This is a genomic window from Staphylococcus coagulans (assembly GCF_002901995.1).
In the GTDB taxonomy this organism is placed as follows: Bacteria; Bacillota; Bacilli; order Staphylococcales; family Staphylococcaceae; genus Staphylococcus; species Staphylococcus coagulans.
The window spans coordinates 1-24,694 of sequence record NZ_PPQN01000017.1; the positions used below are offsets into that span (position 1 = coordinate 1).

The following is a 24,694-nucleotide window of genomic DNA, read 5'->3' on the forward strand; positions in this document are numbered from 1 at the left end:
CTTTCACTTTATATATTACTTTATTTGAAATATTCTATAATTTCTAATTATGCATGAACTACATAAAATAACGGGGACAATTATTAAAGTTAAATTACAATCAAGTTAAAATGCACAATTCCTGTATCTTTAATTCTATAATGGCATTAATCAACTTTATATTAACTTATCTAAAAGGAGTAATGAAATGGTTAAAAAATTAGGTTATAAAACGCCCACTATCATTGCATTGACATTAGCGGGGTCTGCATTAACTGCGCATGAAGCACATGCAGCTGAACAAACAAAAGCGCAAGAAACACCAACAAATATATTAGACGAGCATCAACAAGTTCAGCAAGCCAATCAGGCCAAGAACGAAACGAAAGCTCCTACGATTTCTGGAACACAAGCGTATAAAGATCCAAATCAAGTTGAAATTGAAAAACCGACACAACCGAAAGCAGACTCAAGTCTTTTAGAACAACCTTCTGCTTCTTCATCAGCTACGCAACAAGCTACTGAACAAGAAGCAACTTCTCAAAATGACCATACACAAGCAGACGTAGCTGAACAACCTGTTGCATCACCTTATACTGCTGAAGAAATCAATCCACATCACGAAGCTGAAGTATCAACTGAAGCTTATCATGCTGCACAAGATCAAAAAACAGATGCACAACAAGAGACACCACAAGATGTCACAAAGTCACAGCAATCCCCTTCTGATGCATTACCGAAAAATGATTCACAAAATGTCACTGTACGACAACAAAGTAATCAAGCGTCAACTGAGCAACCAACAACTCATACGCAACAACCAACTAACAACACGCAACCAACGGCTAAAACAGTACAATCAAATACAACAGCTTTTTCCGCACAAGAGAGAACTACTGCTACATCTAATCAAGAGAAAAATTTAGCACGTGTCGTTGCACGTTCAGCAGAAAAAACACCAACTGTAAAACAACAATCTACACCAACAAATGAAAAAGTAGATATCAATGCTAATCCAAATGGACCCACACCGCCTCGCGTTGGAGGTAAAGGTGGGCCTGCAACAGTTAAACTTGAACCTACAAACTATTCAGTTCGTTCAGTAGCCACTACACCTAAAGCATATCAACCACAAGTCAAATCACAAATTAACAACTACATACGAAAACAAAAATTTACAGTCCCTAAATATGAAGAAGACTATTCAAGCTTTATTCCACGCTATGGTTATCGCTACGGTGTTGGAAGACCTGAAGGCATCGTAGTTCATGATACAGCTAACGATAATTCAACAATTACAAGTGAAATACAATATATGAAAAATAATTATCAAAATGCTTTTGTTCATGGATTTATCGATGGTAACCGCATTATTGAAACGCAACCAACTGATTATTTAGCTTGGGGTGCTGGCCCTATTGCGAACCAACGTTTTATTCATATTGAACTTGTTCATGTGCATGACTATAATTCCTTTGCACGTCAAATGAACAACTTTGCTGATTACGCAGCAACTAACTTACAATACTATGGTTTAAAACCTGATAGTGCAGAATATGACGGTAAAGGGACAGTTTGGACACATGACGCTGTTTCTAGATATTTAGGTGGTACAGACCACGTAGACCCACACGGCTATTTAAGAGCACATGGTTATTCTTATGATGAATTGTATGATCTTATAAATGAAAAATACCAAGTGAAAATGGGCTATGCTTCCCCTGCTGGTAGCACTTCTGGTCAAACATCAAAACCTAAACCACAAAATAACAATTTAAAAGTGACTGACAATACAGGTTATAGCCGTATCTCATCTAAAAACAACGGTTTATACAAAACAGTGTATGATCAATCTGGTGTACGTACAAATCAAACAAATGTAACATTAAAAGTCACTAAAAAAGCAACACTAAATGGTCAATCATTTTATCTTGTATCCACTTCGAAAAACAATGGTTTACTCGGATGGGTACGTAGCAATGATGTCACTTATCAAAGTGCACAACCTGAAAAGAATGTGAAGCAATCATACCAAGTTAAACCAGGTACAACTGTTTATGAAGTGCCTTGGGGTACAAAAGCGCAAGCCACAGGTACAATTAGCGGTAGCAAAAACCAAGCTTTCAAAGCAACAAAAGAACAGAAAGTCGCAAATACAAATTGGCTCTATGGTACAGTTAACAATTTAACAGGTTGGATTGATGCAAGTAACGTTGTAAAAACACCATCTTCATCAACAACTGCACCTTCTTCACCATTAAAAGTGACGAGTGACTCAGGTTTTGGTCGTATTAATAATAAAAATAACGGCTTATATAAAACCGTATACGATGCGAAAGGCCAACCTACATCAACAACAAATCAAACTTTAAGTGTTCAGAAAAAAGCAACGCTCAATGGAAAATCATTCTATCTTGTATCTGACTATGCAACGGGCACTTATGTTGGATGGGTTCAACAAAAAGATGTTGACTATCGTGCAGGTCAAGCAGCTAAAAACGTGAAGCAAAACTACACAATCAAACCAGGCGCTACACTTTACAAAGTCCCTTGGGGCACTAGCGCACAAGTGGCTGGTAAAGTCGCTGGTAAGAGCGCACAAAACTTTGCTGCAACAAAATCACAAAAAGTTGGAAACTTAACTTTCGTTTATGGCACTGTTAATCAATTATCTGGATGGATCAACCAATCATTATTAACACAACCACAAGAAAAAGCAGCTAAAAAAGCCACACAAAGTGTATCTCAAATTGGTCAATTAAAATCATCAACTGAAGGAATAAGAGCTTCAATCTATGATAAAACAGCTAAAAATGCTGCCCAATTCACTGATCGTACTTACAAAATTGCTAAGACAGCGTCTAACCAAAATCGCAATTACGTTTTATTACAAAACGCTGACGGTCGCACACCATTAGGTTGGTTTAACGCAAATGACGTGATTCTACGTTCTCTTGGTGCTGAAAAACCAATGCATGGTCAATATAAAGTTAATGACAAAACAGCTGGATTATATTCGATCCCATGGGGTACGGCGAAACAACGTATCGATGCCCTATCTAGCACCGTAAAAAATCGTACTTTTAGTGCCGTTAAATCTGTTGTTGCAGGCCCAGACACTTATTTATTCGGTCAAGTGAACCATAAAATGGGCTGGATTAATCTTAAAGATTTAAAACCTGTTGCTTCTGCTTACACAGTTAAGTCGACTTCAGCAACTAAAGCCACAAAATTAAGCCAATCTCAAGATTACTTTGTTTATAATGGAAATGGCTATTACTATGCGAAACCAAATGCGAAAATATTAGGCTCTTTAAATGCGTATTATGAAACATTATTTAAAGTGACAAGTACACAAAAGGTAAATGGTGTGACATGGCTTTACGGTACTTTCGAGAATGGTACACAAGGTTGGATTAAATCTGGTGACTTACGCTCATTACTTGTTAAATATTACAATGCTAACGCCTCTTTAAAAGAAGCCGTTAATAAACAAATGTCATTGTCATACAAACCACAAGTTCAACATGTACCAGGTAAATGGGAAGATGCAAACCGTCAAGAAGTGCAAGCGGCAATGGATACACAAAACATTAAAAACAGCGCTTCAGGCATTTATCAATTCTTAAAACTCGATCAATATCAAGGCTTAAGTGCAGATGCATTGAACCGATTACTCGCAGGTAAAGGTATCTTAGCTGGCCAAGGTGCTGCGTTTGCAGAAGCGGCAAAAGCAAATAATATTAATGAAATTTACTTGATTTCACACGCATTTTTAGAAACTGGAAACGGTACGTCTAAATTAGCAAATGGTGGATACGTAGATAAAAACAATAAAGTAATCACTAACGGTCCTAAAAAATACTACAATATGTTTGGTATCGGGGCAGTTGACACTGACGCCATTCGCGGTGGCTTTAAAACAGCTGAAAAATATGGCTGGGATACTGTTAAAAAAGCAATCGTCGGCGGCGCTAAATTTATTGGTCAAAATTACATCCACGCAGGTCAAAACACGTTATACCGCATGCGTTGGAATCCACAAAACCCAGCGACACATCAATATGCAACAGATATCGCATGGGCAGACTTTAACGCAAAACGTATGAAACAATTCTATGATCAAATTGGTGAAGTTGGTAAATACTTCGATATCGATTTATATCGTCAAAGTAAATAAAATTGCTTATACTAAAAGCCTCAAAGGTGGGTTCCTCACTTTTGGGGCTTGCTTTTTTGTATTAAAAATAGGACCGGTGTTTAAATCACCGGTCCTATTTAACACTTATAATATTTACTTTAGATATCCAAATTTATATTGGTCGTTATTTATCGTCTTGATTATCTTTCATTTCTTGATCTAATTCTTTCACGAGACGTTGGATACCTGGATGTTCTAAATGAATACCATCATAAGCAAAGTAATCCGTATGGCCTACGCCGACTTTATTCCAATCCACTAATGTGACATGCTTATGTTTATTAGCGACTTTTTTCATTAATTGATTGACATGATCTTTATAGTCACGTGGCACTGTCGTATTAATTAGGTAAACATCCGCTTTATCAAAATCTTTCACGATTTCTTCTAACTGCGCCTCATTGAAATCTCCATTTGTACCAATTTGAATCACGACTGGTTGCCCTGCTTTATTGTAATCTGTATATTTCTTAGCAACATTGAGGGCAACACCCATAGAACGTCCGACTTCTGCGTCAATGGTTGGTTTTTGATAATGATCATCTAAATAATAGCCCATCCCTACTGTTAATGAATCCCCAATAAATAGAGGTGACTCTTTTTTAGGATCAAAAGATTTTTCATCAGTTGTTTTGTTTTGTTTTTCAGGCTCGGGCTTTTTAGGTTTTTCAGTCGTTTTATGATTTGTCTTATAAGCCGTTGCTTTTTGCTCTTGTTTTGCATAACCATCAAAATGTCCAGTTAACACAAATGCAGTTAACACAATAGCAGCTAAAACAAGTGGTGTACGAATGATTGAAATCACAGGTTTCTCTTTAAGGAAGAACGTTCTAAAACCATGTCTTCTGAAAGGTGTTTCCACAAATCGATAAGAAATTTCTGCCATAACAAACGTTAATACGACATCAATAATATACATGTAAAATGGATATTGTCCCGCTACAAAGTGATGGTGTACAAATGTAACGATGACAAAATGCCATAAGTATAAACTATACGATCTTTTCCCTATATATAAGAAAAGTGGGTTACCCATAAATCTAGAAAGTAAGCCCGACGGTTGCACTACACTTGCAATAATAACTAAAGTCATTAATGAAATGGCGTAAAAGCCACCGCTATACAGAAAGTACTGTTGCTCGTTGACAGCATAGAATAACCATAACAAAACACCTAATGCGATAATACCAAAAATATCAATCAGATTTCTCCCAAGTTGTGGTGGCTTGGCTTTCAATTTAAATGCTGGCCACACAAATGCAAAGATAACACCTAATAATAGTGTTTGTAATCGCGTATCTGTTCCAAAATATGTACGTGAGTTATTCGCACCTGGTGCGGATAAATAAAACATTAATGCTGCTGAAGCGATAGAAATGATAGCGAATACGACAACGACCCATTTTTTTCGTCTAAATAATTTAAAAAATAACATTAAAATCATAGGATAAAAGATATAAAATTGCTCTTCTACAGCTAAAGACCATAAATGCTTAAGTGGCATAGGTTTAAATTGATCAAAATAATCAACATCTTGGAAAATATACCACCAATTTGAGATGTAGAGTAAAGCTGCTATCGCATCACCTTTAATTGACTCTAAAAGCTTAGGATCAAATGCTAAGACGTAGAGTACTGTAAATAAAGTAACAAATAACATTGCGGGAATTAAACGCTTAAACCGTTTAATCCAAAAATTCACTAAATTGATTTCACCGTAATTTTCATATTCAAATAGTAGTAAAGATGTAATTAAATAACCTGAAATTACAAAAAACGTATCTACACCTAAAAAACCACCAGATAGCCATTGAGAATTAAGATGATAAATGATAATCCCTATAACTGAAATCGCACGCAAACCATCTAAACCCGGCAAATATCGTGGAGGATGCTTCAATCGTTTCATTCCAGTAAAATTATTATGAGACATAGCTGATTTCTCCTATTCCAATTTTTTAAGGAACGATTTATAGATATACGCCCTTCAATTTACCACAAAAATAGTAGAATTTAAACCGTGAGTCGATGAGGTTTTGCAAAATAAAATAATCTTATGCTTCAAAGTTCTTTTTTATTTTTGTTTGGGCATTGTATAAAATAAGTATGCTATTAATTTATCATATATACATTTTCATTGCATTTTTGAAGGTATTTATAATACATTAACTATGAGATTGTTAAAAGGAGTCACCTATTTATGACAACTGTGAAAAAAAGAGATGCATTTTTTGATAATGCACGTGCTGGTTTAATATTTCTTGTCGTTTTAGGACATTTAATTAGGCCTTATGTTGATACTCATATTGCGATTAATGCATTATATTTGCTTATTTATAGTTTTCACATGCCCGCCTTTCTATTCATCTCTGGCTATTTCGCCAATAATGTGGGTAAATCTGGTTACATAGAAAAAGTAGGCAAAAAATTGTTAGGTCCATATCTCATCTTTTTTGCGTTCTTTTCAATTTATTATTTTATTACAGGAAAAAATAGTGAGTTAGACTTAGATCCATTTGAACCTGTTTTTGCACTATGGTTTTTATTAACACTGTTTTTCTTTAACGTCATTATCGTTATTGTCCGGCAGTTTAAACCTAAATACGTTTTACCTATCGCCATCATTGTAGCACTATTAGCAGGTTTTTCTTCAAATGTAGGAGACTATTTAAGTTGGTCACGTACACTCGTATTTTTCCCTATATTTTATGTTGGGTATTTATTAAACATTGAATTTAGTCATTTCGTTAAGATGAAACGTTTTATCCCTATCTCTATTTTAGTTTTAGTAGGCTTTTTTGTAATTTATATCGTTCACCCTATTGATGCGGACTGGTTATTAGCAAGTACACCATATAAACACGTGGACGGCATGCATTTACTGATGAGTCCGCTTAAAAGATTATCTTTATACGGTATTATCTTTGTCACGATGTTCTCTTTCTTTAACTTAGTTCCAAGACACCATCATTGGTATACTTATATAGGGTCAAGAACGATGTATGTTTATTTATTACATGGCTTATTTATCGGTGTCATTCGTGGCCACCAATTTTATCCTTTTATTGATACACCAATTTTAGGATTACTTTACAATATAGTACTTTCATGCTTCATCGTTTGGTTATGGTCGAGTGATTTTGTGGCGAAATGGACTAATCCTATGATTAATTTGCAACGACCATCAAAGTTTAAACCTTATTTTTAGAGAAGATACCATTTAGAACATGATCATGTGTACGTATCGTTGACTATCATTTTAGATAGCTTCTCATGCGTACACATGTTATTCTAAATGTTAACTTCTCTTTTTTAGGACGTGATTTAAAAATGAAATTAGAACTCAATACATATGCAAAATATTTAAGAGCACCAAGTATCCGACAATTTTCGAGTCGAATTAATCAGTTGGATGATGTCATCAACCTTACAGTTGGCCAACCTGATTTTAATATGCCCGATATTGTAAAAAAGGCATATCAAACAGCCATTGAAAATAATCAGACGACCTATTCGCATAATAAAGGACGATTGGATACACGTGAAGCAGTCTCTCAATACTATCAAACACGTTTCAATATCCATTACGACCCTGAAGAAATCATTATTACTAATGGCGCTTCTGAAGCATTAGACACTGTACTGCGCTGTATCATCAATCCAGGTGATGAAATTTTACTTCCAGGACCTGTTTATGCTGGCTATATTCCTTTAATTCAGACGCTCGGTGGTACACCTATATTTATGGATACGCGTCAAAGCGGTTTTAAGGTGACACCAGAACTCATCAAACAACATATCACGCCAAAGACACGTGCGATACTGCTCAATTACCCATCTAATCCTACTGGCGCTATACTTTCTGAAACAGAAGTGACAGCACTCGTCGACACTTTGAAAACATTGTCGATTTTTATTATTAGTGATGAAATCTATGCAGAAAATACATTTCACGCTACACATACGTCGTTTGCACGATACGAATCCATCCGAGACCAGTTACTATTGATTAATGGTTTAAGCAAGTCACATTCAGCTACAGGCATCCGTATTGGCTTTTTATCTGGTCCTCAATACTTAATAGATCGCTTAACATTTATGCATGCTTATAATTGTATTTGTGCCAATGTTCCGGCTCAAATGGCTACGATTGCTGCTTTAACTGAGGCTACAGATGCCCCTCAAACGATGAATGCTGCTTATGTAAAGCGACGTGATTTCTTGATTAAAGCATTAACAGATATGGGCTTTGAATTAGAAGGGCAACCTGAAGGGGCGTTTTACATCTTTCCTAACATTCAAAACTATACCGATGATGACTTTGCCTTTTGTGTCGATGTTTTAGAAACCGTTGGCGTCGCTATGGTTCCTGGATCTTCTTTTACGGATTATGGAAAAGGTTATGTCCGTATTTCATATGCCTATGATATGAAGTCATTAGAAGAAGGTATGGCGCGCTTAAGACAATACCTACACAGCAAATATGCAGACCGTTTAATCAACTCATAATCACCATTATCGACATATCATTAAAATATTGAATAAGCTTGTTTACTTATAAATACTTTATTCACTAAAAATCAGAGCGATTTAAGATAATTAAAAATGCTCGTTTATCCTCCTCTTTACGACCTAAAAAAAGCCGATGGACCCATTGATTACAAAAAGTCCATCGGTTTTTATTTTTGATCGCTTTTCCTTCTTTTCAACTTATGGGAATTTAGGGAATTGATCGAAATCAGGATCACGTTTTTCTTTAAACGCGTCTCGACCTTCTTTTGCTTCATCTGTTGTGTAATACAAGAGTGTTGCGTCACCTGCAAATTGTTGTAACCCAGCTAAACCATCTGTATCTGCATTCATTGCTGCTTTCAAGAATCGTAAAGCTGTTGGAGAATGACGCATGATTTCTTTACACCATTTCACTGTTTCATCTTCAACATCTGCCAAAGGAACGACTGTATTCGCCATACCCATGTCAAGTGCTTGTTGTGCATCGTATTGACGACATAAATACCAAATTTCACGTGCTTTTTTGTGTCCTACGATACGTGCAAGGTAGCCTGAACCATAACCTGCGTCAAATGAACCCACTTTTGGTCCTGTTTGTCCAAAACGTGCATTATCTGCAGCAATTGTTAAATCACATACGACTTGAAGAACGTTTCCTCCACCGATAGCATAACCTTTTACCATCGCAATAACCGGTTTTGGAATAACACGAATTAAACGTTGTAAATCTAATACATTCAAACGTGGGATTTGGTCATCTCCAACGTAGCCCCCATGACCGCGTACTTTTTGATCTCCACCTGAACAAAACGCTTTGTCGCCTTCTCCAGTTAAAATGATGACACCTACACGCTCGTCATCACGTGCACGTGTAAAAGCATCAATCATTTCTTGTACTGTATTAGGTGTAAATGCATTATGTACATGCGGACGGTTAATTGTGACTTTTGCAATCCCTTCAAAAAATTCGTATTTTATTTCTTTATACTCTTTTAATGTTTCCCATTGTCTTTCCATGGTTGGCCTCCTCTAGTAACCTTTAATAAACTCCAATAATATTGTATCAAATTTGGGTGAATCTTCCACGTGAACTGTATGCCCTACACGCTCTACAATTTCTAAACTCGCATTAGGTAACGCCACTTTCATTTGATGTGCAATCGATACAAACTTCTCATCCCATTCACCAACAATTAATTGCACAGGTAACTCCAAAGTATTCAACTGATTCCATAAGTTCGGCATATGGCCCGTTCCGTAATCTGTTAAAGCTTTAATTAAGCCTGTCGCGTTCTGTGCCATTCTTAACTGTCGAACTTGAAGCTGTTTCGCTTCAGGCATCCATTTCTGTGTCTGAAATAATGGCAACTTCTCCCAATCATTCACAAATACTTCGAGCCCTGCAATCTCAAGTACACGTGCACGTGCTGCATCCACTTGTTGTCGCTCATGACGTGCAACAGGATCTTGAATTCCTGGAGAACCACTTTCGAGTATTAAACCTGACAACAATGAAGCATGATTGAGTGCATAATAAAGTGCTACCCGCGCCCCCATTGAATAGCCATGTAAATAAATAGCTTGGCTGTCAAATTGTTGAAGCACTATATGCAATTCAGAAGCAATCCAATCAAAATCCCATTGAATATCTGTAGGAGATTGATCTTGGCCGTGTCCTGGAAGATCAACACAAACTAAGTCCGCTTCTCTCGTCAATCTCTCGATATGTGAATCAAATGTGCGTTGATCACTAATAAACCCATGTAGCAATACTAAAACCTTGTCGGTCGGTTGTTGTGCCCGATGCCAATTATAATGTAACATTTACAATTTCACTCAATTTCTGATAAAGATTTTGATGGGCGTCATAATTTTTTTCACGATTCGTCATCACTTCAAACAATGTTGGCGTCATCGTCGTCAAATTAGCATACGCAAATGCCTGTAAGTCTTGAATACGCTTAAAATTAAAATCATAAAGCAACGCAGTGTATTCAAAATTCAACCCTGTAGGTGTCCCGAATAAGCGTTCAAAATGTTGGGAAGCACTCTTTTTCTGTGGTAAATATGAGAAAATACCGCCCCCATCATTATTGAGTAGTACAATATTCATATGAATGTCGTTTAGTTTAGACATAAGTAAACCATTCATATCATGGTAAAAGGCAATATCACCAATAAGTAATGTTACTTTTTGATGGACAGCCATACCTAAAGCAGTTGAAACAACCCCGTCTATTCCGTTTGCACCTCTATTAGCATAAATACGCCCGCGCTGACTAAAATATAAATTATCAATATCGCGTATTGGCATACTATTACTTACAAACAAACAATCTTCATCTGTTAATTTATCCAGTAACTGACTCACATATGCAGACTCATCATTAGCATTTTTTTGATGCTCAATAATCGTTAAACGGGCTTGTTCTTCCATATTTTGCCATTGACTTAGCCACATTTTACGATATGTACCAGGCACCTCACCTAAAGCTCTAAAAAAGTCATTCGGTGACATTTCAAAAAAGTAATCAGGTTTTTTAGGAAATGCATCTACGTTTGAGCTGTTTTGAACTAAAATTTGATCCGCATCTGTTGTTTTCAACCATTGATTTAATTTTTTAGATACGACCGGCTTTCCTACTCTAATAACGAAATCGGCTTCAATTTCAAGTCCAGCACGCAAAAGTAAATCATAGGTTGCAATCACATTTGGATGTTGTGTGGCACGTATGCCGTTTAATGCGTCAGCTAGTATCGGTAAATCATACACGGTAGCAAACGTTAAAATTTGTGATATATCTTGATGTTGCATATCACCAACGACAATTAAGCCTTTCGCTTGCTTCAATGTTTTTTTAATACTACTTAAATCTATTGCTTTTTGATATTTAGGACGGTCATACGTCTCTGTTTTCAGTAAGTCTAAACGTGATAAATCAGGTGTAAGCGGCTCGCGAAACGGCAAATTAAAATGGACAGGCCCTTGTTGTGGTCCGTCAAAATATTGGCTCGCTTTTTGTATTTGATATGCATTGAATTCAGTCATATGCATCGTACCATCTGCTATTGGCAAATCGCATTGAAACCGAACATAATTTTGAAACATCCCCACTTGATTAATGGCTTGTGGTGCCCCTACATTTCGAAGCTCATGTGGTCTATCACTCGTTAATACGATAAGTGGCAGACGACTAATATGGCTTTCTGCGATGGCAGGGACATAATTCGCAGCCGCAGTACCAGAAGTACATACGATTGCAACTGGACGTTGACTTCCCTTCATTAATCCTAGTGCAAAAAAAGCAGCACTTCTTTCATCTGGATGAATCCATGTTTTAATTTCAGGGTGACACTCCAACGCCAAAGCGATTGGTGTTGAACGAGAACCTGGACTAATCACGACTTCTCGCAAGCCATACGCATAGAGCTCAGAAACGAAATGAAAAACTTGTTCTGTTAAATCACTTTGATTAGTCATATTCAGTCACCCCTAGTGCCTCCATCATTGGTTTAAATTTTAAAGCTGTTTCTGCTACTTCTTCAGCTGCATTAGATTCTTGAACAATACCTGCGCCAGCAAAAAGCAAGGCTTGATGTCGGTTCATTAACATCGAACGAATAGCCACAATAAACTCACAATCATCATACATATCAATCATGCCTACAGGTGCCCCATATAAACCACGTGCGCCGAATTCATGCGCTTCAATATAATCTAATGCACGCGCTTTCGGGTATCCTCCAAGTGCAGGTGTAGGATGCAAGTCGTCTATCAATTCGATATATGATTTTTGTGCAAGTGGACCACCCATCTCTGTATATAAATGATATAAATGATCATTTTTTAAAATTTTAGGTTCCTTATTATAATCGACATGTGTCGTAAAAGGTCGTATATCTTCAAGTATGCTTTCGACTACAATTTCATGCTCAACTAAGTTTTTTGCATCTTTAAGAAAAGCTTCGACATGTGCTTGGTCTAATTTTTCATCATGCGTACGACGAATTGTTCCCGCAACGGCTTTGGTAGATAATTCACCGTTTGTAACTTTAAACAATTGTTCCGGTGTTTGAGATATAAAGACATCTTCTTCGGATTCTAAAACAAATAGATAACTGTTTTTTTCATTTTGTAACGCCCGATAAAGTATCGTTGGAATACTTAAATCTGCATCAAATTGCACCATACGTCTGCGCGATAACACAATTTTTTCATCATGAGCTAACTGTTCTGTTGTCTTTGCAACTAATGCTTCCCACTCATCTTTATATATGTCTTCCATACGTTTCACCGGTGGCGGTGCCGTATCTTTTATTTCGATTGTTTCTAAATGATTCAATTGATCGAATAGCGCATTAAATTGATCTATAGAAAACGTTTCTTTCTGCACTGTATAGGTTAAAAACGTTTCATCGTTTACTTGTGATATTAAAACTTCAGGCAAAATAAAGTGATTCACACCAAAACGGCGCCATTCATCCCCTAGACGCTTTGTAGAAAACTGAAACCCCCCACAAATTCGCAAATGATGGCGCTCAGAATCAGGATGGATTAGTGCAATGTTGTCTTTAAATTTTTCCCATTCTTTAAAAATAGAGCGTTTATTTGTGAAATCATTTTTAATTTTTGTTGCAACACGGTAACCAAAAAAAGCTGTTTTACTATCATTTAACTGAAAGTAAAAACGATCTCCTGCATCTTCTTTTGACATTTCAAACAACGTGATCGGATCCAATTGTTTTTGCAACTTCACTTCAATCGAAACCCATTGCTGTGTTGTTTGTTTGACCGCATCCATGATTGCCTGTTCACAGACGTCAACAGTCATCTCATTCTCACTTCTTTCATCATAATCAAGTTTCATCCATTACTCCATTCTAACATTTTTAATCGTCGTTGTGTGCGCAAGTGCCTTTCCTATAATATTATTATTGATTTAATAGTAAAATTTATTTATAATAGCCATGTATTATAAATATTATAAAAAGAGGTTATTGATATGGCGACTGAATTTGAAAAACATTCAACATTTCACAAATACTGGCTACTCATGCGCCCACATACACTCACCGCTTCTGTTGTTCCAGTTTTAGTTGGAACTGCAACTGCTAAACTTTTTTTATTAGGCAGCGAAGATCATCTACGCTTTAGTCTATTCTTAGCAATGTTGGTCGCTTGCCTACTCATCCAAGCTGCTACGAACATGTTTAATGAATACTATGACTTTAAAAAAGGTTTAGATGATCATGAGTCAGTTGGTATCGGTGGTGCCATCGTCCGTAATGGCATGACACCTGAGCACGTTTTAAGACTCGCACTCATTTTTTACGTCATCGCAGCTTTACTTGGACTTTACTTAGCAATCCAAACTTCATTTTGGTTAATACCTGTTGGACTTTTATGTATGGCAGTAGGCTACCTTTACACAGGTGGGCCATTCCCAATCTCATGGACGCCCCTAGGTGAATTATTCTCTGGTGTATTCATGGGGATGATTATTATCGTCATCGCATTTTACATACAAACAGGCAACCTGCAAAACTATGCTTTTTGGATTAGCATTCCAATTGTAATTACTATCGGCCTCATTAATATGGCTAATAATATTCGTGACCGCGTCAAAGACAAACAAAGTGGTCGTCGTACATTGCCTATTTTATTAGGCAAACGTGGCTCGCTTATTTTTATGGCAGCATGCTATATTTTAGCATATCTATTCGTGATTTATACGGCACTTTTCAAAGATGGTGGATCTCTCTTCTATTTACTTGCACTATTAAGTTTTCCACTGCCAATCAAAGTTTATCGCCGTTTTAAAAAGAACGATACACCACAAACGATGATGCCGGCAATGGCAGCAGCAGGAAAAACAAATACATTTTTCGGTGTTTTGTATGCATTAGGCATTTATATCAGCGCTTTACTGGGTGGCGTATAAAACATCCAGTACGCATTCATTTTATGTGATGTATTTTTAAATCACGACGGGTGTGGAAGTACGAAATCTCGCTTCAATCATGAGATTTCACTTCCCACCTTTTTCTTTTTTTCAAAAGTCTCTTGTAGACTATCAATTTCATTGTAATGATATATAGCGATATATACAAATGTTTTAATCCGCTTTAATTTGAATTAACTGATGGCGATAATTAAAAAATTGTCGATAGCTTAAATAAGTTGCAACAAGCGCTGAAATAATCGTTGCCGTTGTATGAATAAAAACAACCATGAGTTGAAATTTAATCGCTTGTAAAGGTGGGACGCCAGCAATAATAAGCCCAGTCATCATTCCTGGAATAGAGACTAGCCCGTATGTTTTTACTGAGTCAATTGTCGGAACAATTGCCACTTTAATACTCTCCCTAATTGCCTCTTTTGCAGCTAATGAAGGTCCCGCACCTAACGATAATTTTGCCTCAATAGATTCTGTCTCTTTCGTAAAAATCCGATCTAAATTTTGATAACTCAAATTAATCGCAATCATTCCATTACTCCCTACCATACCAGCAACCGGAATAATTTCATTCGGCTTAAAGCTTATCGCACCTGTTAACAGAACGCCTCCTAAAGAAAGGACAGCACCTGTCATTATTCCAGCAAACGAAACCCAAAAAACATGATGCATGATTTTTGAAGCACGTTTTCGCGTATTCGCTGCAGCATTAATCATAATGACTACTATTAAAGCGATAACAATCCATACTTGTTCTAATTTGAAGACAAATTCTAACAAATAACCAATAATGACCAACTGAATCACTGCACGTATCGCAGCAACAATTAAATCTTTCGCGATGTGCAATCTTTCTTTAAAAGAAATTAGTATCGGAATCAATAACAATAAAGACGTTAACAACAAAGAAGTTGTACTCATCATAATCATTGTTCCTCCTTTGTGATGGTGCCGTTTGTAATTTCAAGTTGTCGATGAAAATGACGGTGACTTTGCTCTGTATTATGTGTAATCCACATCACAGACATTCCTTCTTTGACTAAATCAAAAATAAACTTTTCGATTTTTTTGCTATTAATATCATCTAATGCACTCGTTGCTTCATCCAGTAAAAGCAAATCTGGTTTGAACATCAATTGACGCGCGATTGTCACGCGCTGTTTTTCACCGCCGGACATGTGATGAACAGAGTCTGAAAGTTTATACTTTTTCAACCCCATCGCATCCAATAAAAATTTCGCACGGGATTTATCAAATTCTTCTTTTCGTGCGTGCGATGGAAAAATGAGGTTATCTCGTATCGTATCACCAAAGAGTTCAACCGATTGTGGTAAATAACTAATTCTTTGTCTTAAAGCTTCTGGTTCGTATGTTTCGTAAGGCTCATTTTTAAACTGTATCGTTCCTTCCGTTGGACTAATCAAATCAGCTACTATTCTTAATAGTGTACTTTTTCCGCTGCCAGAAGGTCCTACAACCGCAATCGCTTCACCTTGATCTACACGGAAACTGACATGATCTAAAATTCGCTGATCATCGATACAGTAACTCACATTTTTCACGTCAAGCATCTATTTTGTTCCCACCTTTATATTTCATATAGCGATAACGATGACCGTACAACATTTTATCTTTTACTGTTTCAAAGCCCATTTTTCGATAGAGTTGATATGCCTTTTCATTGATATATTCACAATTTAACCCCCATGTAGCATGATTATCAGATGATAAAAGATAGCGCATTAACTGACGCGCAATACCACGTCCTCGAAACTCAGGAAATGTCGCAATTGATTCAATATAAATATCACCTTCATCTGCCTCTAACACAGGTAAAGGCGTCGTATGTTCAAGTTCAATAGGCGTATCAAACTGTAAACGCTCCCATTCTTTTTCATATTGTGCTTCATTTTTCCCAGGATATGCCACAATCATACCTGCTACTTGTTGGTTCACCTCACAGACATGAACATGTGCCAATGCATTTCGATAATGTACATCCGTAATACTTTTCATCAGTGCATGGATGACGGTCGATTTAGCATAACGTTGCACAATTTCCAATTCCATATCTTGCCATATCATGTAGGTCAATTCCGCAATCGCATGTACGTCTTCATATGTTGCTTTTCTAATCATAATTCTCCACACCTCTTCTATGTAATCCCTTTATATTTTAGTCTATATAACGCAAGATTTAAAATAAATAATTTAAATTAGCAAATATACGTTCTAATTTTACTTCACAAAACAGAACGTATGTTCTATAATTGATGTGAGGTGATTTCCAATGAAAGATAAAACACTGCCGACTGCGTATCAATCTGAAACTGATTATCGAAAGATTCCTAGACAATATTTAAATACGAGCATCCCTAAAGGACGCGGTATTGTGAAATGGGCGCCCTTTGCGACACTACCCGAACAATTTTCAGAGATTAAACAATTCGAAGCCAATCAACTAAAAATCGACCGCCCAGATTTAAGCGAAGATCAAATCAACGAAATCAATCAAATGTTGCATTTTAAAATTGCTAAAAACGCCTTCACTCAAATTAGCTATTGGCGTTCTGGACAGATTCATACCATTCAAGGCTACATTGCAAGCATTAACACATTAGAAAATATATTGGTCATTGCGAATGAACGACGTACCGATCAACTCACAATTGGCTTAAATGAACTTTACGGCGTCGAATAATATAAAATAAAAATAATCCTATCGTTAAGAAAACCATCACGATAATTCATCTTGCTACTCATACATTAAAATGCACGTCATCTCGCGTGTCCTACATTAATATACCCGAAATTTTGGCAATTATTTTATTTTCTACATATTTATTACAATAAAAAAAGAAACCATGAGACACTATATTTGATATTAGGCAGTACGAAATGAGCACACAATTTTTATAACGTATTCAAAGATGACCATATCGACATCAAGGACAAATATAATCGGTAACTTCAAAGGATTTTATGACAACGACGTTATTCTTGTTGATAGAAAGCTTAAAAACCTATCAGAAGCACGAAATTTTAGCCGAAGAAATTGCACATTATAAAATTTCTGCAGGTAACATCTTAGATCAATCTAATATACTTAATTGTAAATTCGAATTAAAAGCGCGACGCCATGCAAATGAATCAGTGATTACATTGCAAGGCTTAATAAACGCTTTTGATTATAGTGTGCAAAATATTTATGATTTAGCTACATATAAAGATTTTGTACTAGATACCATACAACATTACAAACAAAAATACGGTTTAAGAACTCGATATGGTAAATACATAATAGAGTTTGAACCATTAATAATATATAAAAATTTAGAAACCTGATTAAATCGCTTTATGCGTTTTATATAAATACTACGAAGGGGGCATTATCAATGTCTGATATGAACGAACAAGAAAGACAACGACAATGGGCTGAATTCCAAGAATTTCAGAAGCAACAAAACAAGAAAGGTAAAAAGAAATGGCTATGGGGCTGTGGTGGCTGTTTAATTCTGTTGATTATCGGTATAATAATTCTTTTTGCAGTAGCCAATGCCTTTTTTAAAGGCTTTGATGAAGAACTAAATGGCACTAAAGAAGAACAACAACAAAGAAAAGATAATACCAAAAAGGTTTTTAAAGTTGGGGACTCAATTAAAGGAGATGGAGTAACTTATACTTTAGATAGTGTAGAGTACGCAGATACTTCAAGCGAAGACGCTTCAGCACCTGAAAATGGGATTGCTTTAAAAGTGAATGTGAGTTTTAAAAACGAAAACGATCAACAGGTATTAGTTGATAATGCTGATTTTTCTATGAAAGTTAACGGCAAAAATTTTGAAGAGTGGTATGGTTCGGGAGATACAAATGGAACTTTTACGCATCAACTAAATGAAGATAATACGGCTACCGGCTATATCTATTATGATGTACCTGATGCAGATAGCTACACCTTAGAACTTAATGCTGTGCCTGATTTAAATCAAGTAAAAGGCAAGTGGAAGATACAAAAAACAGATATTAAATAAAAAGGTAGCACGCCTACCTTTTTATTTTAGCGCCCTTGTGGCTCTATATGTAGAAACTATTTTTAAGGAGTGTAAAATATGGATATAAAGACAATGAAAAATAGCTATATGAACGGATACAAAACTCAAGCGTTTCACTACGATTTTTTAGGCGACGATATTCAAAACGCTTTTCCTTTAATGAAATTTGAAAAATACTTAACTTTTATTTTTTTCGAAGTCGATAAAGATGTTTTTGATGCTCCAAATTTTTTAGTTATAGTTGACAACTATAACTACCCTGAAGAAACAATAAAAGTGAGACAAGAGGATTATAAAAATATAAAAAGATTCTTGATGGATAGTGAAAAACGTAAAAGATTCGAATTTTTCATCGAACACTGTTATGAAGAAATGTCGTCTAAAAAAGTTTTTAAAATTGTACCTATTCATTTGATCCATAATAACGATTTAACATTAAATGGAAAGTTTGAAGCAGACAGAGACTACGAAGAGTGGTCAGATGAAAACAAAACTCATCTAGATAATTACAATCATGATAAGGTTAGCCCCTATTCCCATTTAGACTACGAGGGACTAATATTAAACTTCGATAGCCAAAAATACAATAGTGATTTCTCATATCAAATGGAACAAGCTAACGAATGTTACAAACGTAAATTATTTTTGCCTGCCGCTGCTACGTTAAGTGTTGCATTAGAGACTTTGCTAATGGCTATATGCGATAAAGAAAACGTTAAATTGAAAAGTAAAGACACCAACGATACCATGATGAACTACTTAGGTCAACGATTACTAAGTGAAGGAAAGATAAACTATAGAATGCATAAAAGGATTGATATTACTTATTCCTTAAGAAATTCCGTTTCACATTCAAATCCAGGAGAAGTTTCAAAGGCAGATTGCCAAATAATATTATCTTGTATAAAAATTCTAATAGACGAACACTATTCAAAATAAAGCAAACCTTTTCTTTCTTTTATAGAAGATTCACTAATTTTATCGAATGCGCTTATAAACGCATTAATGTACTTCTCTTTAGACAATTCATTATAGGGATTAGAATACACATCTGTTGTACATTCCAAATGGTAAAGCGCGTCGTATATAATTGCTATTTCATCTTGGGAAAAGTTCACTAAAATCACCTACTTTACACAAATTATAACATATAATTATCGTTTATTGGATAGTTAATAAATAAAAACTATATATCATGGGTACTCCTGTACCCTTATTATTTTTTACTATTTTTGAGGAGGAACTACAAAATGGCTTCATTTACAGTAACAAAACGTAAAAATAAAACGTCATCGTCTTGGCAATACGACGTCAAACACCCTTCTTTTAAGTCAGGCAAAAAACGTAAGTCAGGCTTTAAAACGAAAGCTGAAGCAGTCAATGCAGCACAACAATTAATACGCGATTTAGAAGATGGGAATGCAATTGAGGATAAAACATTTAAGGAGTATTACAATGATTGGCTTGTGATAAAAAATAAGAAAAATTTATCTAAGCGCCAATATTATTGGTATGAACGTTCTATTATTTTGTTTGAAAAATATTTCGGTGCAGGTATGTTAATAAAAAATATCATTCGAACAGAGTATCAGAAATTTTTAAATGATTACGGTGAGGGTCATACTGATGAAACTGTACGAAAAGTGCATGGCTGTTTATCTCGTTGTTTGCGTGATGCATTATATGATGGTTATTTAAAAAAGGACCCTACCTATAATGTGGAAGTCAAAGGAACGAAAAAATCAAAAGAAGAAGCTACAAAATTTATGACAATAAAACAATACGAAAAGTTGATTGAATATTTTAAAAAACGAAATGAAGAAAGTTATATTTTTCTTTTTATTTTAGCAATTACAGGTGCAAGATTTAGTGACGCAATAAATATGGTGGATATAGATTTGAATGAAAAAGACGGTATTATACATTTACGAGGTACTAAATCAGCCAATGCTGATCGCTTTGTAGAAGTTGCTCAAAAAGATATAAAACTTATTAAATCTAAGTTGTCAAACCTCCCGAAACGTGTTGATGGTAAGCTGTTCAAATTAAGTCATACGGCTGTGTCTAAATCGTTCAATCATGCTAAAAAAGAAACTGGATTAAAAGATAACACTATAACACCTTATGCATTACGTCACACGCACACATCTTATTTACTTTCAAAAGGGATACCGATTGAATATATAAGCAAACGTTTAGGACATTATAAAATATCTATTACTCTTGATATTTATTCCCATCTGCTCGACGAACATAAAAAAGAGCAAGGTCAACGTGTCAGAGAATTATTTTCTTGACACTTTTTTGACACTTGCTCTTTGGAAACCTTATTAAATCAAGGGTTTTAAAGTATAATTTACGGAAACGGAGGGATTCGAACCCTCGCGCCGCTTTCGCGACCTACACCCTTAGCAGGGGCGCCTCTTCAGCCAACTTGAGTACGTTTCCATGGCTCCACAGGTAGGACTCGAACCTACGACCGATCGGTTAACAGCCGATAGCTCTACCACTGAGCTACTGTGGATTAATTTTCAATCACAAATACAATTATAGCAACATCAATGAAGAAATCAAGAGAAATTTGTAAAAAAGTTAATAGAACATTTACACTATGCGGATAGATATTCTGTAATCTTTACACTTTGTTTAAAAAATCTCACCCTAACGCACTTTGGCTTAACTTTCCGCTTCTAACCAAGCACTGTTAAAATGTTTAATTTTAACCTATTTATGGCGATAATGCTAAAAATCTACATGTTGCTATGTAATATTAGTTTAGGCTACTCGGCTACAGTCATTCAGGTTCAAGCAGCCTAAACGAAAAACTATGCGGTGTTTTCTAAAGATTTAAAAAATGACTATCATTATTTTTCTTCTCGCTCATGTCTTTTTTAGCTTTTTCTAATAATGCATATTGAGACAAAGCTTCAAAAATATTAAAGCGCTCTTGGCTATAATCAATGGGTTTCTCTGGATTATGCGTTTGGACTTGATTAGATCTTCCCATCAAATAAGCGAAATAAATACAATTTAAAAATTGATGCTTAATGCTATGATGAGAAACATTTAAAATAATGGATTGTTCATTCGCAAAAGTAACTTTGCAGCGCGATCCTTTCATCGATTTTAATTTGACTACATAATGCATGTTAATCCAGCAGTTTTCGGGAACTCTATCGGAATGTGTGGGGAAAAAATAAGTTTGATAAATGGGAGTGAGTAAAATTGGTGTTTTATTGGAGATACTTGCAATACGCTTCGCTTGGCCTTTTCTTCCTGCATAGGTTTCACCATAATGCCTACAACTTCTTTCCATGATACGCTGTGTGCGATCATGAACAACAAACTGTTCACCATCATATCTGAAAACCTCTGTGCTCATGAGAATACCGTCAGGTCCATCGACAGGTCTAAGAAACATATCTCCTTTACAAATGGCGTAGGCTGAATTAAATTTATGGTTCATATTAGAACCCCTCCTATTCGTCAAAAGGTGTAGGTTCTCTCTTTCTAATACTTATTATATGTTTATCTTAATGTAAGTCAATGATAATTAGTTACTAAATATGTTTAATTACACAAATATGTTAAAATTCTGCCTTAATTACTTTAAAAATTCAGAAAACTTATTGCGTTTTATAGCTTCATTCGTTATACTGTTTAATAACTTAATTCATACACAATACACAAAGGAGTGACACATCATGGAAAACCAAACAGATGTAAAAAGACATTTTATTGTAAATTCTGTACACACAATTAACCAGCTTGGTGTTGAACTTGTCATTGAAGAAGCTTTAAAAAATCAAAGAAAGCGAGAGCTTCAACAATTAATTGACACTGCACTGATTGATAGAAATGAACAGGCATTTAACATGTACACTCAAGAATATTTGAAGTTGGAGGAAGTTAACGTTGAGTAATTCCATCACACATTCACTTCCAAATTAAACAGGACTATCCATCATTTATTAATGAATAGTCCTGTTATTTTTATACCATTAACTCAATTAATGCGTCTCGTGGAATATCCCCAAAATAATGGTACATATCATAATCTTTTAGCGCCTCTTCAATCGCATCTTTATGATGAGAAACACCTTCGAGCGCATTTTCTAAATCTGTGACATCCCCCTCACCAAAGAAATCACCGAATATTTTGGCATGCGCAATGCGCCCTTTTTTCACATCTAACTTCAATTGAACAAACCCTTTGTCAAACTTATGTTCTCGCTCAAAGTTATATTTAGGATTTTTGCCATAATTCCAGTCCCATGTTCGATATTTTTCATTACTTAGTTTTTCAATATTTTTCCAATCTTCTTCAGTTAATGGATAGGATTCTACTTCGGCATCGCCAAACAGCTTTTTCAAAATAATTGATTTGAACGTTTCAATATCTAATGGCTCATCTAAAAACTCTTGAATATTCGCCACACGTTTTCGAACAGATTTAACACCTTTAGATTGTATTTTAGCTGGATTAACACGCAATGCATTTTGAACTTCATCCAATTCACTGTTTAACATCAAGGTACCATGACTAAACATCCGGTCCTTAACTTTGACCATTGCATTACCCGATATTTTCGCTTGCCCAACTTGAATATCATTACGCCCTGTTAGCTCTGCTGCCACGCCTAATTCATTTAATACTTCTACGATAGGCTGAGTAAATTTTTTAAAGTTATGAAAGCTATCTCCATCATCTTTAGTAATAAAACTAAAGTTTAAATTCCCAAAATCATGATAAACCGCACCACCACCTGAAATTCGTCTTACCACATCAATGTGATGTGCGTCAATATAAGGTTGGTGCACTTCTTCTATTGTATTTTGATTTTTCCCTACAATAATAGAAGGTCTATTGATATAAAATAAAAAATAGCTGTCATCTTCGTCCATCGGCACTGTTTTCAACACATACTCTTCCATAGCTAAATTTAAAGTTGGATCGGTATGATTGTTGTTACTAATAAATTTCATAATACGTACGCTCCTTTCCCAAAATATGCCCTTATCTCAGTTATGCATGATTCCAGTTATTTTTTCCAATAATTCACCTTAAAATTTCTCATAATGTAACTATTTTAGGAAAAATGACGTAAATTGTTTATTTAAAATGTAAATTTTAGTACAATAAATGCTAGTTAATTTCTAAAGGGGGCTACGATAATGACAATCGCTGAAATAGGAGATATTGTAGAATTCTATGATGGTATAAAAGGAAAAGTGGAAAAGATTAACGACAATTCTGTTATTGTTGACTTAACAATTATGGAGAACTTTAATCAGTTAGATTTACCAGAAAAAACCGTTATTAACCATAAAAGATATAAAATTATTGAACACAAAGGATAAATTCGTATGAAAAAAATAAATAAGTCGCTACTTTGGTTTATACTCAGCTTTATTGCCTTTCACATTATATTATTTATCATGTGGGGTGAACATGAAGTTTATTGGCAGTTGTATACGGGCATCATGCTGATTGCTGGAATTAGTTATGTTTTTTACCAACGTGATTTTGAATCTAAGCGTTTAACGACGTCAATTATTACAGGACTTATTACAGGTGTGGTCCTCGTCCTTGTCCAAGTCATTTTTTCTTGGATTACAAGTGACCTATCCTATACGTCATTAATTCGACAGTTATCGCGGACAGGGGTTTACTTCAAATGGCAAATGCTCGTCACATTGCTTTTTGTTATGCCTTGCCACGAGCTTTATATTCGCTCAATTTTGCAAAAGTCAGTCACGCAGTTGACACATCGCGATTGGCCTGCAATTTTGATAAGCGCATTACTTTCTAGTTCATTTTTTATCTACCTTGATCAATGGTGGATTGTCGTCTTTATATTTATTTGTCAGTTATTCCTCAGTTTAAGTTATACGTATACACGCCGTATTGTCACAACGACAGTAGCCCAAATTGTAGCGGTTGTAATTTTATTAATTTTTCATGGTTAATTTCAACAGCAAATGTTGCCGAT

Annotated in this window: 22 protein-coding genes and 2 tRNA genes; 12 read left to right on the forward strand and 12 right to left on the reverse strand. The window is 35.5% G+C overall.

The features are described 5' to 3' along the window. Positions 1-187 precede the first annotated feature (187 nt). A complete protein-coding gene (locus CD118_RS04955) occupies positions 188-4,159 on the forward strand; it encodes a GW dipeptide domain-containing protein (protein ID WP_103356355.1) in 3,972 nt (1,323 codons plus the stop codon). Between the two features lie 145 nt (positions 4,160-4,304). Here CD118_RS04955 and CD118_RS04960 read toward each other — a convergent pair whose 3' ends face one another. Further along, positions 4,305-6,113, reverse strand: coding sequence for an acyltransferase family protein (locus CD118_RS04960; protein ID WP_060830129.1), 1,809 nt, complete (start codon positions 6,111-6,113; stop codon positions 4,305-4,307). A gap of 267 nt (positions 6,114-6,380) precedes the next feature. Here CD118_RS04960 and CD118_RS04965 point away from each other — a divergent pair, with 267 nt between their 5' ends. Both CD118_RS04965 and CD118_RS04970 read left to right on the forward strand, forming a co-directional pair. Further along, positions 6,381-7,388: an acyltransferase family protein gene (locus tag CD118_RS04965; RefSeq protein WP_050331409.1), complete on the forward strand. Its 1,008-nt coding sequence runs from the start codon at positions 6,381-6,383 to the stop codon at positions 7,386-7,388. 122 nt (positions 7,389-7,510) lie between these two features. Continuing rightward, on the forward strand, positions 7,511-8,689 hold the full coding sequence (locus tag CD118_RS04970) for an aminotransferase class I/II-fold pyridoxal phosphate-dependent enzyme (RefSeq protein ID WP_050345853.1): 1,179 nt from the start codon (positions 7,511-7,513) through the stop codon (positions 8,687-8,689). A gap of 201 nt (positions 8,690-8,890) precedes the next feature. Here CD118_RS04970 and menB read toward each other — a convergent pair whose 3' ends face one another. Genes menB through CD118_RS04990 form a run of 4 tightly spaced genes read right to left on the reverse strand, consistent with a single transcriptional unit; the run spans position 8,891 to position 13,524 of the window. Further along, on the reverse strand, positions 8,891-9,709 hold the full coding sequence (gene menB / locus CD118_RS04975) for a 1,4-dihydroxy-2-naphthoyl-CoA synthase (protein WP_016424699.1): 819 nt from the start codon (positions 9,707-9,709) through the stop codon (positions 8,891-8,893). A 12-nt stretch (positions 9,710-9,721) separates the two neighbouring features. After that, positions 9,722-10,516, reverse strand: coding sequence for a 2-succinyl-6-hydroxy-2,4-cyclohexadiene-1-carboxylate synthase (gene menH, locus CD118_RS04980; RefSeq protein ID WP_060830130.1), 795 nt, complete (start codon positions 10,514-10,516; stop codon positions 9,722-9,724). Continuing rightward, positions 10,503-12,173: a 2-succinyl-5-enolpyruvyl-6-hydroxy-3-cyclohexene-1-carboxylic-acid synthase gene (menD, locus tag CD118_RS04985; protein WP_060830131.1), complete on the reverse strand. Its 1,671-nt coding sequence runs from the start codon at positions 12,171-12,173 to the stop codon at positions 10,503-10,505. Before menD ends, menH begins: the two co-directional genes overlap by 14 nt. Continuing rightward, positions 12,166-13,524 (reverse strand): isochorismate synthase, encoded by a 1,359-nt coding sequence (locus CD118_RS04990; protein ID WP_060830522.1) that lies wholly within the window; start codon positions 13,522-13,524, stop codon positions 12,166-12,168. Before CD118_RS04990 ends, menD begins: the two co-directional genes overlap by 8 nt. 171 nt (positions 13,525-13,695) lie before the next feature. Here CD118_RS04990 and CD118_RS04995 point away from each other — a divergent pair, with 171 nt between their 5' ends. After that, positions 13,696-14,634 carry a 1,4-dihydroxy-2-naphthoate polyprenyltransferase gene (locus tag CD118_RS04995; RefSeq protein ID WP_060830132.1) on the forward strand — a complete coding sequence of 313 codons (939 nt, stop codon included), beginning with the start codon at positions 13,696-13,698 and terminating at the stop codon, positions 14,632-14,634. Between the two features lie 174 nt (positions 14,635-14,808). On the opposite strand, the gene CD118_RS05000 is transcribed toward CD118_RS04995, so the two are convergent. Genes CD118_RS05000 through CD118_RS05010 form a run of 3 tightly spaced genes read right to left on the reverse strand, consistent with a single transcriptional unit; the run spans position 14,809 to position 16,788 of the window. Continuing rightward, positions 14,809-15,573 carry an ABC transporter permease gene (locus CD118_RS05000; RefSeq protein WP_082165761.1) on the reverse strand — a complete coding sequence of 255 codons (765 nt, stop codon included), beginning with the start codon at positions 15,571-15,573 and terminating at the stop codon, positions 14,809-14,811. 2 nt (positions 15,574-15,575) lie between these two features. Continuing rightward, a complete protein-coding gene (locus CD118_RS05005) occupies positions 15,576-16,220 on the reverse strand; it encodes an ABC transporter ATP-binding protein (RefSeq protein WP_103356356.1) in 645 nt (214 codons plus the stop codon). Further along, complete coding sequence (locus CD118_RS05010) at positions 16,213-16,788, reverse strand: GNAT family N-acetyltransferase (protein WP_060830134.1); 576 nt, start codon at positions 16,786-16,788, stop codon at positions 16,213-16,215. Before CD118_RS05010 ends, CD118_RS05005 begins: the two co-directional genes overlap by 8 nt. 151 nt (positions 16,789-16,939) lie before the next feature. On the opposite strand from CD118_RS05010, the gene CD118_RS05015 reads away from it, so the two are divergent. From CD118_RS05015 to CD118_RS05040, 5 genes are all read left to right on the forward strand, one after another. Next, positions 16,940-17,350, forward strand: coding sequence for a YolD-like family protein (locus tag CD118_RS05015; protein WP_060830135.1), 411 nt, complete (start codon positions 16,940-16,942; stop codon positions 17,348-17,350). 281 nt (positions 17,351-17,631) lie between these two features. Next, entirely contained in the window at positions 17,632-17,994 is a 363-nt protein-coding gene (locus CD118_RS05020) for a toxin (protein WP_197665907.1), read from the forward strand. A 50-nt stretch (positions 17,995-18,044) separates the two neighbouring features. Beyond that, positions 18,045-18,680 carry a DUF4352 domain-containing protein gene (locus CD118_RS05025; RefSeq protein WP_060830136.1) on the forward strand — a complete coding sequence of 212 codons (636 nt, stop codon included), beginning with the start codon at positions 18,045-18,047 and terminating at the stop codon, positions 18,678-18,680. 78 nt (positions 18,681-18,758) lie between these two features. Further along, on the forward strand, positions 18,759-19,640 hold the full coding sequence (locus tag CD118_RS05030) for a hypothetical protein (RefSeq protein WP_060830137.1): 882 nt from the start codon (positions 18,759-18,761) through the stop codon (positions 19,638-19,640). 311 nt (positions 19,641-19,951) lie between these two features. Then, positions 19,952-20,998: a tyrosine-type recombinase/integrase gene (locus tag CD118_RS05040; RefSeq protein WP_060830139.1), complete on the forward strand. Its 1,047-nt coding sequence runs from the start codon at positions 19,952-19,954 to the stop codon at positions 20,996-20,998. 62 nt (positions 20,999-21,060) lie between these two features. Here CD118_RS05040 and CD118_RS05045 read toward each other — a convergent pair. From CD118_RS05045 to CD118_RS05055, 3 genes are all read right to left on the reverse strand, one after another. Further along, a tRNA-Ser gene (locus tag CD118_RS05045) sits at positions 21,061-21,149 on the reverse strand. 1 nt (position 21,150) lies between these two features. Then, positions 21,151-21,225 (reverse strand) — tRNA-Asn (locus CD118_RS05050). A gap of 315 nt (positions 21,226-21,540) precedes the next feature. Further along, positions 21,541-22,167, reverse strand: a complete 627-nt coding sequence (locus CD118_RS05055) for a competence protein ComK (RefSeq protein WP_050331419.1) — start codon at positions 22,165-22,167, stop codon at positions 21,541-21,543. Between the two features lie 238 nt (positions 22,168-22,405). On the opposite strand from CD118_RS05055, the gene CD118_RS05060 reads away from it, so the two are divergent. Further along, positions 22,406-22,624, forward strand: a complete 219-nt coding sequence (locus CD118_RS05060) for an IDEAL domain-containing protein (protein WP_060830140.1) — start codon at positions 22,406-22,408, stop codon at positions 22,622-22,624. A gap of 70 nt (positions 22,625-22,694) precedes the next feature. On the opposite strand, the gene lplA is transcribed toward CD118_RS05060, so the two are convergent. Further along, positions 22,695-23,687: a lipoate--protein ligase gene (lplA, locus tag CD118_RS05065; protein WP_060830141.1), complete on the reverse strand. Its 993-nt coding sequence runs from the start codon at positions 23,685-23,687 to the stop codon at positions 22,695-22,697. Between the two features lie 189 nt (positions 23,688-23,876). Here lplA and CD118_RS05070 point away from each other — a divergent pair, with 189 nt between their 5' ends. Together CD118_RS05070 and CD118_RS05075 are read left to right on the forward strand one after the other, a co-directional pair. Further along, positions 23,877-24,062, forward strand: coding sequence for a YkvS family protein (locus CD118_RS05070; RefSeq protein ID WP_016424687.1), 186 nt, complete (start codon positions 23,877-23,879; stop codon positions 24,060-24,062). Positions 24,063-24,068: 6 nt separating this feature from the next. After that, positions 24,069-24,671, forward strand: a complete 603-nt coding sequence (locus tag CD118_RS05075; protein WP_050331421.1) for a CPBP family glutamic-type intramembrane protease — start codon at positions 24,069-24,071, stop codon at positions 24,669-24,671. Positions 24,672-24,694 lie beyond the last annotated feature (23 nt).

Coding starts and splice junctions, on each gene's coding strand:
- CD118_RS05010 (WP_060830134.1), bottom strand. CDS start 16,788: ATGATTAGAAAAGCAACATATGAAGACGTACATGCGATTGCGGAATTG.
- CD118_RS05000 (WP_082165761.1), bottom strand. CDS start 15,573: ATGATGAGTACAACTTCTTTGTTGTTAACGTCTTTATTGTTATTGATT.
- menB (WP_016424699.1), bottom strand. CDS start 9,709: ATGGAAAGACAATGGGAAACATTAAAAGAGTATAAAGAAATAAAATAC.
- menD (WP_060830131.1), bottom strand. CDS start 12,173: ATGACTAATCAAAGTGATTTAACAGAACAAGTTTTTCATTTCGTTTCT.
- CD118_RS05070 (WP_016424687.1), top strand. CDS start 23,877: ATGACAATCGCTGAAATAGGAGATATTGTAGAATTCTATGATGGTATA.
- CD118_RS04955 (WP_103356355.1), top strand. CDS start 188: ATGGTTAAAAAATTAGGTTATAAAACGCCCACTATCATTGCATTGACA.
- CD118_RS04970 (WP_050345853.1), top strand. CDS start 7,511: ATGAAATTAGAACTCAATACATATGCAAAATATTTAAGAGCACCAAGT.
- CD118_RS05075 (WP_050331421.1), top strand. CDS start 24,069: ATGAAAAAAATAAATAAGTCGCTACTTTGGTTTATACTCAGCTTTATT.
- CD118_RS05040 (WP_060830139.1), top strand. CDS start 19,952: ATGGCTTCATTTACAGTAACAAAACGTAAAAATAAAACGTCATCGTCT.
- CD118_RS05030 (WP_060830137.1), top strand. CDS start 18,759: ATGGATATAAAGACAATGAAAAATAGCTATATGAACGGATACAAAACT.
- CD118_RS04965 (WP_050331409.1), top strand. CDS start 6,381: ATGACAACTGTGAAAAAAAGAGATGCATTTTTTGATAATGCACGTGCT.
- CD118_RS04995 (WP_060830132.1), top strand. CDS start 13,696: ATGGCGACTGAATTTGAAAAACATTCAACATTTCACAAATACTGGCTA.
- CD118_RS05055 (WP_050331419.1), bottom strand. CDS start 22,167: ATGAACCATAAATTTAATTCAGCCTACGCCATTTGTAAAGGAGATATG.
- CD118_RS05005 (WP_103356356.1), bottom strand. CDS start 16,220: ATGCTTGACGTGAAAAATGTGAGTTACTGTATCGATGATCAGCGAATT.
- menH (WP_060830130.1), bottom strand. CDS start 10,516: ATGTTACATTATAATTGGCATCGGGCACAACAACCGACCGACAAGGTT.
- CD118_RS05025 (WP_060830136.1), top strand. CDS start 18,045: ATGTCTGATATGAACGAACAAGAAAGACAACGACAATGGGCTGAATTC.
- CD118_RS05060 (WP_060830140.1), top strand. CDS start 22,406: ATGGAAAACCAAACAGATGTAAAAAGACATTTTATTGTAAATTCTGTA.
- CD118_RS04990 (WP_060830522.1), bottom strand. CDS start 13,524: ATGACTGTTGACGTCTGTGAACAGGCAATCATGGATGCGGTCAAACAA.
- CD118_RS05015 (WP_060830135.1), top strand. CDS start 16,940: ATGAAAGATAAAACACTGCCGACTGCGTATCAATCTGAAACTGATTAT.
- CD118_RS04960 (WP_060830129.1), bottom strand. CDS start 6,113: ATGTCTCATAATAATTTTACTGGAATGAAACGATTGAAGCATCCTCCA.
- CD118_RS05020 (WP_197665907.1), top strand. CDS start 17,632: ATGACAACGACGTTATTCTTGTTGATAGAAAGCTTAAAAACCTATCAG.
- lplA (WP_060830141.1), bottom strand. CDS start 23,687: ATGAAATTTATTAGTAACAACAATCATACCGATCCAACTTTAAATTTA.